General features: G+C 69.7%; 2 protein-coding genes and 1 pseudogene. All 3 read left to right on the top strand.

Translation table 11 applies throughout. The annotated features are described in order from the left end of the window. Positions 1 to 7 precede the first annotated feature (7 nt). The 3 genes and pseudogenes from N805_RS31285 to N805_RS31015 all read left to right on the top strand — a co-directional run bounded on the left by N805_RS31285 (position 8) and on the right by N805_RS31015 (position 15,869). Positions 8 to 1,768 carry an amino acid adenylation domain-containing protein gene (locus N805_RS31285; protein ID WP_419198334.1) on the top strand — a complete coding sequence of 587 codons (1,761 nt, stop codon included), beginning with the start codon at positions 8 to 10 and terminating at the stop codon, positions 1,766 to 1,768. Further along, positions 1,765 to 4,956, top strand: a pseudogene (locus N805_RS29865) (amino acid adenylation domain-containing protein); the annotation flags it as partial. The gene N805_RS31285 and the pseudogene N805_RS29865, both read left to right, overlap by 4 nt. Positions 4,957 to 5,081: 125 nt before the next feature. Further along, positions 5,082 to 15,869, top strand: coding sequence for a non-ribosomal peptide synthetase (locus N805_RS31015; RefSeq protein ID WP_052751909.1), 10,788 nt, complete (start codon positions 5,082 to 5,084; stop codon positions 15,867 to 15,869). Positions 15,870 to 15,879 lie beyond the last annotated feature (10 nt).

Here is a 15,879-nt window from a genome sequence, read left to right as displayed (position 1 = left end):
CGAACAGGTGCGCCGTGACGGTGCACTGTGCGCGGTGAGCGACGGGGCGGTGAGCCTGGACTACGCCAGCCTCGACCTGGCCTCCAGCCGCCTGGCCCGGCACCTGCGGGCCCATGGCGTGGGCGCCGACAGCCTGGTGGCGGTGTGCCTGGAGCGCGACCCGCAACTGCTGGTGACCCTGCTGGCGGTGCTCAAGGCCGGCGCCGCCTATGTGCCGCTGGACCCGGAATTCCCGGCCCAGCGCCTGCGCCACATGCTCGACGACAGCGGCGCGCAGCTGCTGTTGACCCACAGTGCCTTGCTGGCGCAGCTGCCAGAAGCGCCTGTCGGCCAGCAGCGCTGGTGCCTGGACCAGCTGGCCCTGCCCGCCGACGATTCGACGGCCTTGCCAGACATCGACCCGCAGCAACTGGCCTACGTGATCTACACCTCCGGTTCCACCGGCCTGCCCAAGGGCGTGGCAGTGCGCCATGGTGCGCTGGTCAACTTCCTGTTGAGCATGGCCGATGCACCGGGGCTGGCCCGTGGCGAAAAAATGCTCGCGCTGACCTCGTTGTCGTTCGACATCGCCGCGCTGGAGCTGTACCTGCCGCTGCTGCAAGGCGCCAGCGTAGTCATGGCGGACCGCGCCATGGCCCGCGATGCCGGCTGCCTGCTCGACTACATCGTCGCCCAGGGCGTAGGTTGCGTGCAGGCCACACCGTCGACCTGGCGCATGCTCAGCGAGCACCCGCGCTTCGCCAGCCTGCAAGGGCTGCGCGCCCTGTGCGGCGGCGAAGCGCTGGCCGGCGACCTGGCGGCGCGTCTGCAGGGTGTGGTGAGCGATTTGTGGAACCTCTACGGGCCCACCGAGACCACCATCTGGTCGGCGCGCATGCGCCTGGGCCAGCAGGCCACCCAGGTGCTGCTGGGGGAAGCCATCGCCGGCACCTCGCTGCATGTGCTGGACGAGAGCCTGGAGCCCGCCGCCGACGGAGTGGCCGGCGAGCTGTACATCGGTGGCGCGGGCCTGGCCCGTGGTTACCACCGTCGCCCGGGCCTGACCGCCGAGCGCTTTGTCGCCGACCCGTTCGGCGCCCCAGGCGAGCGCCTGTACCGCACCGGCGACCTGGTGCGCTGGTGCGGCGAGGCGCTGGAGTACATCGGCCGTATCGACCAGCAGGTGAAGATTCGCGGCCACCGCATCGAGCTGGGTGAAATCGAAGCTTGCCTGCGCCGCTGCCCTGGCGTGCGCGAAGCCGCCGTGGTGGCGCGCCCAGGCCCGGCCGGCACGGTGCTGGTGGGTTACGCCGAGGCAGACGATGCACCGCAGCTGGCGGCGCAACTCAAGCAGACGCTGCAGGCGGCGTTGCCCGACTACATGGTGCCGGCTCAGGTGCTGGTGCTGGCGCGCATGCCGCTGACCCCTAACGGCAAGCTGGACCGCAAGGCGCTGCCGGCCCCCGACTGGCAGGCCCGCCAGCATGTCGAGCCGGCCACGGCGCTTGAGCGACAGCTGGCGGCGATCTGGTGCGAGGTGCTGGGGCTCGAACGGGTCGGTCGCAATGACGACTTCTTCGAGCTGGGCGGCCACTCGCTGTTGCTCACCCGCTTGGTATCGCGGGTGAGAGAGGCGCTGGGGGTGGACCTGGCGCTGCACGAATTCTTCGATCATCCAAGCGTCGGCGCCCTTGCCGCACGCCTGGAAAGCGCGCCGCCGGCCGCTAACGATTTGCTGGAAGTGGATTTCATGAACGATTTGCTGGAAGAACTGGAGCAGGCTGAATGAGTAGTGTCCTCGACCCCAAGGTAGCGGCGCAGGACCGTGAGTTGCAGGCCATCGGCGCACGCCTGGCGCAACTGCCGCAGGACAAGCAGCAACTGTTCCTGGCCAAGCTGGTGGCCGCCGGTGTCAACGTACGCCGCCTGCCGGTGCCAAGCCTGCCGCGCGACGGCGCCCTGGCGCTGTCGGCGGCGCAGAGCCGGCAATGGTTCATATGGAAGCTTGATCCCCAGGCGCCCACCTACAACCTGCACCGCGCCGTACAGTTGCATGGCCCGCTGGACCGCGAAGCGGTGGCTACCGCCCTGCGCGCCATCGTCGCCCGCCACGAGAACCTGCGCAGCCGTTTTCACGAGGTGGAAGGCCAGCCGCAACTGCTGATCGAGCCCGAGGCTGAACTTGAAGTTGTATTCGAGGACCTGACCGCGCTGCCTGCGCCTGAGCGCGAGGCCCGTGCCGACGCGCTTGGCATGGCCTGCGCCGTCACCCCCTATGACCTGGCCGCCGGCCCTTTGCTGCGGGTGACCTTGTTGCGCCTGGGCGCCGAGCAGCATCGCCTGCTGCTCGGCGTGCACCACATCGTCGCCGATGGCTGGTCGATGAACCTGCTGGTGGACGAGTTCACCCGGGGTTACAACGCCCACTGCCGTGGCCAGGCCAGCGAGCTGCCGGCGCTTGCCGCGCAGTACGCCGACTGCGCTGCCTGGCAGCGCAAGCTGCTGGCAGCCGGGGAGGGCGAACGCCAGCTCGAATACTGGCTCAAGCGCCTGGGGGGCGAAGCGCCGACCCTGGAGCTGCCAGTCGACCGCCAGCGCCCGGCACGCCCCAGCGGGCAGGGGGCGGTGCTGTGCTTCGACATCCCCGAACCCTTGGCCGGCGCCCTGCGCAAGGTCGCCCAGGCCCGTGGTGCGACGTTGTTCATGCTGTTGCTGGCGGCGTTCAAGGTGCAGTTGTACCGCTACAGCGGCCAAGCCGACCTGCGCGTCGGCGTACCGGTGGCCGGGCGTGGCAACGGCGAGAGCCAGCGGCTGATCGGCTTTTTCGTCAACACCCTGGTGATGCGCACCGAGCTCGACGGCCGCGAGCGCTTCGACAGCGTACTGGCCCGGGTCCGCCAGGGCGCATTGGACGATCAGGCCCACCAGGACCTGCCGTTCGAGCAATTGGTGGAGGCCCTGGCGCCGCACCGCAGCCTCAGCCACAACCCGCTGTTCCAGGTGATCTACAACCACCAGTGGCATGACACCGACGTCCTGCAGACCCTTGATGGCGTGGCCATGGAGTCGCTGGCGCCGCTGATGCGCGCCGTGGACTGCGATCTGGCCCTGGATACCGCCGAAGACTCCGCCGGCCGCCTGCGCTGCGAAATCAGCTACGCCACCGACTTGTTCAGCGCCGCCAGCATCGAGCGCTGGCGCCGGCACTTCGAGAACTTGCTGGCGCAGATCGCCGTGCAGCCCGAGGCCCGTGTGTGTGACTTCGAGCTGCACGAACCCGCCGCCTGGGCGCAGTTGCAGGCCTGGAACGCATTGCCCGAAAGCGCCCCCCACGAGCAGCTGGTGCACCAGCTGATCGCCGGTTGGGCGCAGCGCACGCCTGACGCCCCGGCGGTACGCTGTGGCGAGCAGGTGTTGAGCTTCGCCGAGCTGGACCGCCGCGCCAACCAACTGGCCCAGTACCTGTGCGCCGAGGGTGTCGGCCCCGAGCAGCGGGTGGGCGTCGGCCTGCCGCGCTCGCCGCAGTTGCTGGTGGCGCTGCTGGCGGTGTTCAAGACCGGCGCCGCCTACGTGCCGCTGGACCTGGACTACCCGCAAGAGCGCCTGGCCTACCAGGTGCGTGATGCAGGCCTTGCCTGGCTGATCGGCGACAGCCGCGACCCGCGCCGGGCCTCCTTGCCCAACGGCGTCCAGCGCCTGGACCTCGACCTGCTCGAGCTGGCCGCACTGCCGGCCGAGGCACCGGCCGTGGCCTCGCACCCCGACAACCTGGCCTACCTGATCTACACCTCGGGCTCCACCGGCCTGCCCAAGGGCGTGGCCGTGGCCCATGGCCCGCTGGCCATGCACTGCGGCACCATCGGCGTGCGCTACGAAATGACCCCCGCCGACCGCGAACTGCACTTCATGTCCTTCGCCTTCGACGGTGCCCACGAGCGCTGGCTGACCGCCCTGACCCATGGCGCCAGCCTGGTGCTGCGTGACGACAGCCTGTGGACCCCTGAACAGACTTACCAGGCCATGGGCCGCTTCGGCGTCACCGTGGCCGCCTTCCCGCCGGCCTACCTGCAGCAGATCGCCGAGCATGCCGAAGGCCGCGACGACGTGCCGGCGGTACGGGTGTACTGCTTTGGTGGCGACGCGGTGCCCCACGCCAGCTTCGAGCAGGTGCGCCAGGTGCTGCGCCCGGCCTGGATCATCAACGGCTACGGCCCCACCGAAACCGTGGTCACGCCGATGATCTGGAAGGCCGGCCCCGCCGACCACTGCCAGGCCGGCTACGCGCCGATCGGCGACCGCGTCGGTGCGCGCAGCGTGTGGGTGCTGGACGGCGACCTCAACCCGGTACCCACCGGCGTGTGCGGCGAGCTGTATCTGGGCGGCGAAGGCCTGGCCCGGGGTTACTTCCAGCGCCCGGGCCTGACCGCCGAGCGCTTTGTCGCCGACCCGTTCGGCACGCCGGGCGGGCGCCTGTACCGCACCGGTGACCTGGTGCGCCAGCGCGCCGACGGCATCATCGACTACCTCGGCCGCGCCGACCACCAGATCAAGGTGCGCGGTTTCCGTATCGAGCCGGGCGAGATCGAAGCGCGCCTGCGCGCCGACGCCCGCGTGCGCGAGGCGCTGGTGGTGGCCCGCGAAACCGTGGCCGGCAAGCAACTGGTGGCCTACGTGGCCGCCGACGACCCGCAACTGGGCAGCGAACTGCGCCAGCTGCTGCGCGAGCAACTGCCTGACTACATGGTGCCGGCACGGGTGATGGTGCTGGCCCAACTGCCGCGCAACGCCAATGGCAAGCTGGACCGCAACCAGTTGCCGGAGCCGGTGTGGCAGAGCGACATCGACGGTTACCAAGCCCCGCACGGCGAGCACGAGCAGTTGCTGGCCGAGGTCTGGGGCGAGGTGCTGGGCTTGCAACAGGTCGGTGCACTGGACCACTTCTTCGAGTTGGGCGGCCATTCGCTGCTGGCGGTGCAGGTGGTGGCGCGGTTGAAGAAACGCCTGGGCATCGAGGTGCCGGTACGCCAGCTCTTCGATACCCGCGCCTGCGCGACCTGGCGCTGGCCGTTGCGGGCGCGGGCAGCTCGGGCGGCGCTCCCGCGTTGCAGGCCCAGGCCCACGAGGGTGGTGCGCCGCTGTCGTTCAACCAGCAGCGGCTGTGGTTCCTCTGGCAACTGGCCCCGCACAGCGCGGCCTACAACATCAGCGGTGGCCTGCGCCTGCGCGGCCAACTGGTGGTGCCTGCCCTGCGGGCGGCCTTCGAGCAATTGCAGGCGCGCCATGGCTCGCTGCGCACGGTGTTCAGCGACGACGGCGAGCAGGTGCGCCAGCAGGTGCTGGCCAACCCGGCACTGGCCCTGCGCGAAATGAGCCTCGAGCAACTGCCGGCAGGCGAGCGTGAAGCCCGCCTGCTGGAGTACCTGGCCGATGAGGGCGCCGCGCCCTTCGACCTGGCCTGTGGCCCATTGCTGCGTATCAGCCTGCTGCGCCTGGGCAGCGAAGAGCATGTGCTGGTGCTGACCCTGCACCACATCATCGGCGACGGTGTGTCGGTGCAGTTGCTTATTGGTGAGTTCGCCGCCTGCTACCAGGCCGCCCTTGAGGGCCGCGATGCGGCGCTGCCGGCCCTGGCGGTGCAGTACGCCGACTTTGCCGTATGGCAGCGCCAGTGGCTAGCCAGTGGCGAGTGCGAGCGCCAGCTGGCCCATTGGCGCGCCCACCTCGGCAGCGAGCACCCGCTGCTGGAGCTGCCCCTGGACCACCCGCGCCCGGCGCAGCAAAGCCTGCGCGGCGACAGTGTCGGGTTTGCTGTGGCGCCCGTGCTGGCCAGCCAGTTGCAACAACTGGCGCAAGCGCGTGGCAGCTCGCTGTCGATGCTGTTGCTGGCGGCCTTCGGCACCTTGCTGATGCGCTACAGCGGCCAGCACGATTTGCGCATCGGCCTGCCCATCGGCGGGCGCCAGCAGCAGGAAACCGAAAACCTGGTGGGCTTTTTCGTCAACACCCAGGTACTGCGCCTGCAGGTGGACGGCGAGGGCTCGTTCAACCAGTTGCTGGCCCAGGCCCGCAACCATGTGCTCGACGCCCAGGCCAACCAGGACCTGCCGTTCGAACAACTGGTCGAGGCTCTGCAACCGCAGCGCAGCCTTAGCCACAACCCGCTGTTCCAGGTGCTGTTCAACCACGACCGCACCACCGGGCTGGACAACCTGGCACTGCCGCGGCTTAGCGTCGAGCCGCTACCCAGCGCCCGGCGCAGCACCCAGTTCGACCTGGTGCTCGATACCCGCGAGCACGCCGATGGCCAGCTGTCGGGCAGCTTCGGCTATGCCACCGACCTGTTCGAGCACGCCACCATCGAGCGCCTGGCCGGGCACTTCCAGCGCCTGCTGGCTGCTATTGCCCAAGCCCCTGACGAAGCCCTGGAGCGCCTGGCGCTGCTGGCCGAAGGCGAGCGTGAGCAGTTGCTGCACGGCTGGAACGCCACCGCCCGCGACTACAGCCAGCAGCCCATGCTGCCCGAGCTGATCCGCCAGCAGGCCGAGCGCACGCCGCTGGCCTGCGCCCTGGTAGACGGCGAACGGCGCTTCACTTACGCCGAGCTGGAAGCGCGCAGCAACCGCCTGGCCCACTGGCTGCGCAGCCAGGGGGTGGGGTGCGATGTGCGGGTCGGGGTGTTCGCCGAGCGTTCGGCGGAGCTGGCCATTGCCCTGCTGGCCATCGTCAAAGCCGGCGGCGCCTACCTGCCGCTGGACCCGGACTACCCGGCGGAACGCCTGGCGTTCATGCTCGAAGACAGCCAGGTGCCGCTGCTGCTGACCCAGCAGGCGCTGCTGGGGCGCCTGCCAGCCAGCGCTGCGCCGGTGTGGTGCCTGGACCGCGACTGGGCGCAGACCGACGCCCAGCCGGCGCACGCGCCGGCCATCGACTACCCGGCGCAGAGCCTGGCTTATTGCATCTACACCTCCGGCTCCACCGGCCGGCCCAAGGGCGTGGGCAACCACCACTGCGGCCTGCTCAACCGCCTGCAGTGGATGCAGGACCAATACCAGCTGGGCCGCGAGGACCGGGTGCTGCAGAAGACCCCGTTCAGCTTCGACGTGTCGGTGTGGGAGTTCTTCTGGCCCTGGCTCACCGGCGCCACCCTGGTGATGGCTGCCCCTGGCGCCCACCGCGACCCCACGCGGCTGCGCCAGGTGATCGTCGAACAGGGCATCACCACGCTGCATTTCGTGCCCTCGATGCTGCAGGCGTTCATCGCCGCCGGCGAGCTGGCCGCTTGCACCACCCTGCGACAGGTGATGTGCAGCGGCGAAGCCTTGCCCCACGAGTTGCAACAGCAGTTCCATCAACACCACAGTGGCGCGTTGCACAACCTGTACGGACCCACCGAGGCGGCCATCGACGTCAGCTACTGGCACTGCCTGGACGAGCCGGGCCGGCACAGCGTGCCGATTGGCCGGCCGATCGCCAACACCCAGCTGATGATCCTCGACAGCCAGTTGCAGCCAGTGCCGGTGGGCGTGGCGGGCGAGCTGTACATCGCCGGGCACAACCTGGCCCGTGGCTACCTGGGGCGTGCCGGGCTCACCGCCGAGCGCTTCGTCGCCAACCCGTTCGGCGCACCTGGCGAGCGCATGTACCGCACCGGTGACCTGGCGCGCTGGCGCCCGGACGGGGTGATCGACTACGCAGGACGCATCGACCACCAGGTCAAGCTGCGCGGCTTGCGTATCGAGCTGGGTGAAATAGAGGCACGTTTGTTGGAACAACCAGGCGTGCGCGAGGCGGTGGTGGTGGCTTGGCAGCAGGCCGGTGGTGCGCAGCTGGTGGGTTACCTCACCCCCCATACCCCTCAGGCCGAGCCGCAGGCGCTACTGGATGCGGTGCGCGAAGGCGTGCGCGAGCACCTGCCGGACTACATGGTGCCGGCCCTGCTGGTGTACCTGGAGGCGATGCCGCTGAGCCCCAACGGCAAGCTGGAGCGCAAGGCGCTGCCGGCGCCGCAGTGGCAGGCGCGCCAGTACAGCGCCCCGCAGGGTGAGCGCGAAACCGCCCTGGCGGGCCTCTGGCAGGCACTGCTGGGGGTCGAGCGGGTTGGCCGTGACGATGACTTCTTCGAACTGGGCGGCCACTCGCTGCTGGCGGTGCGGGTGGTGTCCAAGGTGCGCGAGGTGTTCGGCGTGGAGCTGGCCCTGCGCGCGGTGTTCGACACCCCGACCGTGGCGGGCCTGGCGCTGGCGCTGGCGCGTGGCCGAGGCCCGCTGGCCGCAGGCCCGCAGCGCCGTGAGCGGCCGGCCCGCCCGGCACTGTCGTTCGCCCAGCAGCGTATGTGGTTCCTCTGGCAGTTGCAGCCGGACAGCGACGCCTACAACATGCCGGTGGCTCTGGAGCTGGACGGCGAACTCGACCCCGCGGCGCTGGAGCGTGCCTTCAGCGCCCTGATGGCGCGCCACGAAGCGTTGCGCACCTGCTTCCCCAGCGAGGGCGGCGAGGTGTACCAACACGTGCTGCCGGCGGCCAGTTTCGAACTGCCCTGCAGCGATCTGCGCGGCGCCGACGACCCCTATGGCCAGGCCCAGGCGCTGCGTACGGCCCAGGCCCAGGCACCGTTCGATCTGGTCAATGGCCCGGTGCTGCGTGGCCAGCTGTTGCGCCTGGAGCGTCAGCGCCACCACTTGCTGCTGACCCTGCACCACATGGTCGGTGATGGCTGGTCGATGGACATTCTGGTGCGCGAACTGGGCCTGTTGTACGCCGCCGAATGCAGCACCCAGCCGGCGGGCCTTGCGGCGTTGCCGATCCAGTACCTCGACTACGCCCTGTGGCAGCGCGACTGGCTGGCCGGCGGCGAGGGCGAGCGCCAGTTGGGTTACTGGCAGGCGCAACTGGGCGATGCGCCGCGCATCCTCGAGCTGCCTGCCGACCACCCGCGCCCGGCGCAGCAGAGCTACCGCGGCGCCAACTTCAGCCTGCAACTACCGGCGCAGCTTGCTGCCAGCGTGCTGCGCCAGGCCCAGGCGCAGCAGGTGACGCCGTTCATGCTGCTGCTGGCAGCCTTCAACGTGCTGCTGCAGCGCTACGCCCGCCAGGACGACCTGTGCGTTGGCGTGCCGGTGGCTAACCGCCTGCGCGCCGAGTGCGAAGGGCTGATTGGCCTTTTCGTCAACACCCAGGTGCTGCGCACCCGCATCGACACGTCGCAGCCGTTCGTTGCGCTGCTGCAGCAGGTACGCGATACCGTGCTGGCGGCTCAGGCCCACCAGGACCTGCCGTTCGAGCAACTGGTCGAGGCCCTGCAGCCGGAACGCAGCCTCAGCCACAACCCGCTGTTCCAGGTGCTGTTCAGCCTGCAACGCCACGACTTGACGCTGGGCGACCAGCTGGCCGGCCTGCGCATGGCCAGCTTGGAGCAGGAGCGGCGTACCGCCCAGGTGGACCTGGGGCTGTTCGTCGACCAACAGGGCGAGGGCGGGTTCACCCTCACCTTCAACTACGCCAGCGACCTGTTCGAGCGGGCCAGCGTCGAGCGTCTGGCCGGGCACTTCCTGCATCTGCTGGATACCTTGCTGGAACAGCCGGGGCTGCCATTGGTGCAGGTGTCGTCGCTGACCGCTGGCGAACGCGCCGAACTGCTGTCGGCGGGTGCTGCCAACAGCCATGGCATCGGCGCATTTGACTTGGTGGCGCAGTTTGAGCAGCAGGCTGCACGGGTGCCTGAAGCGGTCGCCGTGCGCCAGGGCGAGGGTTCGCTCAGCTACGCCGAGCTGAACCGCCGCGCCAATCAGCTGGCCCACCGCCTGCAAGCCGCCGGGGTTGGCCCGGATGTGCGGGTGGGCGTGTGCCTGGAGCGCACCCCGCAACTGCTGGTGGCCCTGCTGGCGGTGCTCAAGGCCGGTGGCGCCTATGTGCCGCTGGACCCTGAATTCCCGGCTGAGCGCCTGCGCCATATGCTCGACGACAGCCGTGCGCCGTTGCTGCTCAGCCAGAGCTCGCTGCAACCGGCGCTGCAAGCGCTGGGCGCCGAGGCCGAGTGCTGGTGGCTGGATCAGTTGGCCGAAGCGGGCAGTGAAGCCAACCCGTTGAACCAAGCCCTGGGCGATCACCTGGCCTACGTCATCTACACCTCCGGCTCCACTGGCAAGCCCAAGGGTGTGGCCGTGCGCCGGGCTGGCGTAGGCAACTTCCTGGCCAGCATGGCCCAGGCCCCGGGCCTGGCGGGCGACGGGCGCATGCTGGCGCTGACCTCGCTGTCGTTCGACATTGCCGTGCTGGAGCTGTACCTGCCGCTGGTCAGCGGCGCCAGCGTGGTGCTGGTGGACCGTGACACCGCCCGCGACCCGGAGCGCCTGTGGGCGCAGATCGAGCAGCAGCAGGTCACTGCCATCCAGGCGACCCCCTCGACCTGGCGCATGCTCGCCGACCACCCACGCCTGCCGGCCCTGGCCGGGCGCCAGGTGCTGTGCGGCGGTGAAGCGCTGCCGGTGGACCTGGCCGAGCGGTTGATCGGCGTGGCCGGTGGCCTGTGGAACCTCTACGGCCCGACCGAAACCTCGGTGTGGTCGGCCCGTTGCCAGCTTGCAGGCCAGCAGCAGGTGATGCTTGGCGAGGCCCTGGCCCACACCGCGCTGCACGTGTTGGATGACAACCTGGAACCGCTGCCGCTGGGCGTGGCCGGCGAGCTTTACATTGGCGGTGAAGGCCTGGCGCGTGGTTACCACGACCGCCCGGGCCTGACCGCCGAGCGCTTCGTCGCCGACCCGTTCGGCAGCGGCACGCGGCTGTACCGCACCGGCGACCTGGTGCGTCGCCGCGCCGATGGCGCGCTGGAGTACCTGGGGCGGATCGACCAGCAGGTGAAGATTCGCGGTTTCCGTATCGAGCTGGGCGAAATTGAAGCCTGCCTGCTGGCCGAACCGGGTGTGCGCGAGGCCGCCGTGGTGGCGCGCCAAGGGCAACTGATCGGCTACGTGGTGGCTGACGATGACGCGCTGCTGGCGCCCCTGCGTGAGCGCCTGCAAGCGCAACTGCCGGACTACATGGTGCCGGCGCGCCTGATGCGCCTGGAGCGCATGCCGCTGACGCCGAACCGCAAGCTGGACCGCAAGGCACTGCCCGAGCCGGAACTGCAGGTGCGCGAGCACGTGGCGCCGGAGGGCGAAGTGGAGCGCACCCTGGCGCAGATCTGGCAAGCGGTGCTGAACCTGCCGCAGGTGGGTGCCGAGGACAACTTCTTCGAACTGGGCGGCGATTCGATCGTTTCGGTGCAAGTCGTGGCCCGAGCCCGCGAAGCTGGCTTGGCACTCACCCCGCGCGACCTGTTCCTGCACCAGAGCGTCCGCGCCCTGGCCGGCCAGGCGCAGCCATTGCAACAGACCGCCACCCAGGCCGTGGCACGGCTGGACCTCAGCACCCTGAGCGACGCCGAGCGCGCCGCGCTGCCGGTGGCACTGGAGGCCGTGGAAGACATCGTGCCGCTGTCGCCGATGCAGCAAGGCATGCTGTTCCACGCCCTGGACAGCGACACGGGCCTGTACGTCAACCAGCTGGACGTAGTAATCGACGGCCTGGACGCACCGCGCTTCATCGCCGCCTGGGACGAAGTCAGCGCACGCCACGACAGCCTGCGCGGCAGTTTCGTGTGGCAGGGCTTCGCCGACGCCATGCAGGTGATCCAGCAGCGCGTCAGCCTGCCGGTGGAGCATCTCGACTGGCAGGGCCGCACGTTCACCGTCGAGGCGGCTGATGCTGTGGCCCGCGAACAGCGCGAGCGCGGCTTTGACCTCGCCCAGGCGCCGCTGCAGCGCTTGCTGCTGGTGCAACTGGGTCCACGCCGCTACCGTCTGGTATGGACCTATCACCACCTGTTGCTGGACGGCTGGAGCCTGTCGTTGCTGATCGGCCAGGTGCTGCGCCGCTACCTGGGCCAACCGCTGCCGAACCCGGGCCGCTACCGCGACTACCTGGATTGGCTGCAGAGCCGCGATCCATTGCTCAGCGAGCGCTTCTGGCGCGAGCGCCTGCAAGCACTGGAAGAGCCCACCTTCCTTGCCCAGGCCCTGGCTGGCGAGCGTGGCGAACCGGGCCACCAGGCCATATACAGCCACCTCGACACCGCCCGTACCGAGCGCCTGAAGCAGTTTGCCCGCAGCCAGCGGGTCACCCTCAACACCCTGGTGCAAGCTGCCTGGCTGTTGCTGCTGCAACGCTACACCGGCCAGCGCTGCGTGGCCTTTGGTGCCACTGTGTCCGGCCGCCCGGCAGAGCTGCCGGGTGCCCAGGACACCCTCGGGCTGTTCATCAACACCTTGCCGATCGTGCAGGCGCCACGCCCCGAGCAACCGCTGGGCGAATGGTTGCAGGCCTTGCAGGCTTACAACCTGGCGGCCCGCGAACATGAGCACACGCCGCTCAGCCAGGTGCAGCGCTGGGCTGGTCGCGGCGGGCAGGCGCTGTTCGACAGCATCGTGGTATTCGAAAACCAGCCGGTGGACCGCCTGCTCAGCGAGTGGGACAACGGTGAGCTGCAGTTCGAGACCGTGCGCGGCCATGGCGTGACCAACTACGCCATGGACCTGATGGTGACCCTCGGCGACACCCTGGAAATCGAGTACATGTTCCTGCGCCAGCACTTCAACCTGGCTGAAGTGGAAGGCATCCGCCGCCACCTGGAGCAACTGCTCGAAAGCTTCTGCGCAGGTGCCGAGCGCCCGCTGGGCGAACTGGCGATGCTCGGTGAGGGCGAGTTGCTGGCGCGGGCCGAGGCCAACCGCCTGCCGGCGCCGCGTGCACTGCCGGCGGTGACCCAGGGCATCGCCGAATGGGCACGCCGCAGCCCGGACTGGGACGCTGTGCTGTGCGGCGAGCAGCGCCTGAGCTTCGCCGCACTGGAAGCCCGTGCAAACCGCCTGGCCCACTGGCTGCAAGCGCAAGGCGCGGGGCCGGAGAAGGTGGTTGGCGTGGCGCTGCCACGCAGCACCGACTGGCCGGTGGCGCTGCTGGCGGTGCTCAAGTGTGGCGCCGCCTACCTGCCACTGGACACCAGCCACCCGGCTGAGCGCCTGGCGTTCATCATGCGCGACTCGGGCATGCACCTGTTGTTGGCCCATTCGAGCCTTGCCCAGCAGTTGCCCCCACTGGCCGAAGTACCGCGCGCCGACCTTGATCGCCTGGCGCTGGATAGCCTGCCGGCCACAGCCCCGACCGTGGCCCTGCACGCCGACAGCCTGGCCTACCTGATCTACACCTCCGGCTCTACCGGCCAGCCCAAGGCCGTGGCGGTGGCGCATGGCCCACTGGCCATGCACTGCGAGGCCATTGGCGAGCGCTACGGCATGAGCCCGTCGGACCGCGAACTGCACTTCATGTCGTTCGCCTTCGACGGTGCCCATGAGCGCTGGCTGGTGCCGCTGCTGTTCGGCGGCAGCGTGCTGCTGCGTGAGGATGAGCTGTGGACCCCCGAGCAGACCCTGGCCGCCATGGCCCGCCACGGCGTCACCGTGGCGGCGTTCCCGCCGGCCTACCTGCAGGCCCTGGCCAGCCAGGCCGAGGTCGACGGCACGGCGCCGCCGGTACGGGTGTATTGCTTTGGTGGCGACGCGGTGCCGGACGCAGTCTTCGAGCGTGCCCGCGCGGCCTTGCGGCCACGGGCAATCATCAACGGCTACGGTCCGACCGAGACGGTGATCACCCCGCTGCTGTGGCGGGCCGAGGGCGACACCACCTGCGGCGCGGCCTACGCACCGATTGGCGAGCGGGTTGGTGCACGCACCCTGCATGTGCTGGACGCCGAGCTGAACCCGGTACCCGAAGGCGTGGCCGGCGAGCTGTACATCGGGGGCCAGGGTCTGGCTCGTGGTTACCACGGCCGCCCGGGGCTGACCGCCGAACGGTTCATCGCCGACCCGTTCGGCGCAGGCGGCAGGCTGTATCGCACCGGCGACCTGGTGCGGCGCCGCGCCAACGGCACCTTCGACTACCTGGGCCGGTTGGACCACCAGGTGAAGGTGCGGGGCTTTCGGATCGAGCTGGGCGAAATCGAGGCGCGCCTGCGCGACCAGCCGGACGTGCACAGCGCCGTGGTGGTGGCCCGCGACGTACCGGGCGGCAAGCAACTGGTGGCCTACGTGGCCGCTGCTGCCAGCGAAGGGCTGGGCGAATCGCTGCGCCAGCGCCTGCGTGCGCGCTTGCCCGATTACATGGTGCCGGCCCACGTTGTGGTGCTGCCGGCGTTGCCGCTGAACGCCAACGGCAAGGTCGACCGCCTGGCGCTGCCGGCGCCGGTGGTTGGCCAGGACAACCGTTTCGTCGCCCCGAGCAACCAAGAGGAGCAGGTGTTGGCCGGTATCTGGCAGGCGGTGCTGGGTGTCGAGCGGGTTGGCGTCGAGGACAACTTCTTCGAGCTGGGCGGCGATTCGATCCTCAGCCTGCAGGTGGTGTCGCGGGTACGCAACCACCCGGGCCTGCAGCGGGAAATCCGCCTGCGCGACCTGATGCGCCTGCCCACCATTGCCCAGTTGCTGGCTGATGCGCCGACTCCGGTCGCGGTGCAGGCCGAGGTGCAACTGGCCGATGGCGAGCTGTTCAACCTGCTGCCGATCCAGCAGTGGTTGTTCGAGGTGCCGATGGCTGAGCGCGGGCACTTCAACCAGGCGCTGTTGCTGGATGTGTTGCAACCCTTGCAAAGCGATGCCCTGCAACAGGCCGTGCAGCAGTTGCTGGTGCGCCACGAAGCACTGCGCCTGCGTTTTGTCGAAGGGGTAGGTGGCTGGTCGCAGCGCTATGCAAGTATCGAAGAGGCTGCCCAGGTGCCGGTGCTGTGGCAGGAGCAACTGGCCGACAGCCTCGCCATGGAGGCGGCCATCCAGCGCGCCCAGCGCAGCCTCGACCTGACCCAGGGGCCGCTGCTGCGCGTCCTGCATGCTCGGCTTGCCGAAGGCGGCGAGCGGTTGCTGCTGGTGGTGCACCACCTGGCGGTGGACGGGGTGTCGTGGCAGGTGCTGGTCGAAGACCTGCTGGCGGCGTACCAGGCGGCGAACCGTGGCCAGGTGGCCCAGTTGCCGGCGCAAACCAGCCGCTACCGCGACTGGGCCCAGCGCCTGCACCAACTGGCCCGCAGCCCCGAGGGCGAGGCCGGGCTGGGTTACTGGCAGCAGCAACTGGGCAGCGATGCACCGCCCGAGCTACCGGTGGACAACCCGCGCGGGCGCAACCTGGTGGGCACCAAGGCCGAGGCGCACCTGCGCCTGGACAGCGAAGCCACCCAGCGCCTGCTCAAGGTTGCCCCGGCAGCGCTGCAGGCGCAGATCAACGACCTGTTGCTGACGGCGCTGTCACGGGCAGTGTGCAGCTGGAGCCAGGCGGGCTCTATGCTGGTACAGCTGGAGGGCCATGGCCGTGAAGACCTGTTCGACGAACTTGACCTGAGCCGCACCGTGGGCTGGTTCACCAGCCTGTTCCCGCTGCACCTGAAGCCGGGTGGTGGCACGCCGGGCGAGTCGCTGCGGGCGGTGCGCGAGCAGCTGGCGCAAGTGCCGGGGCGGGGTCTGGGTTACGGCGTGCTGCGTTACCTGGGCCGGAGCGAGGTGCGCGAAGCCCTGGCAGGCCTGGCGCAGCCGCGCATCACCTTCAACTACCTGGGGCAACTGGACCAGGCCAGCGATGCCCAGGGGCTGTTTGGCGCCGCCGGCGAAAGCCTGGGCGATTTCCACAGCCCGACGGCGCCGCTGGCCAACTGGCTGGAGATCATCGGCCAAGTGCAGGGCGGTGAGCTGGCCATGCGCTGCATCTATAGCCGCAAGCGCTACCGCCCGGAAACCGTGCAAGCCCTGATGGGGGCCTTCAAGGCCCAGCTGCACGACCTGATCAACCTGTGCGGGCGGTCGGCATGAGCCGTTCGCC

This window comes from Pseudomonas putida S13.1.2 (genome assembly GCF_000498395.2).
In the GTDB taxonomy this organism is placed as follows: domain Bacteria; phylum Pseudomonadota; class Gammaproteobacteria; order Pseudomonadales; family Pseudomonadaceae; genus Aquipseudomonas; species Aquipseudomonas putida_Q.
Note: the sequence above shows the minus strand (reverse complement) of the source record. Positions and strands in the feature narration are given on the sequence as shown.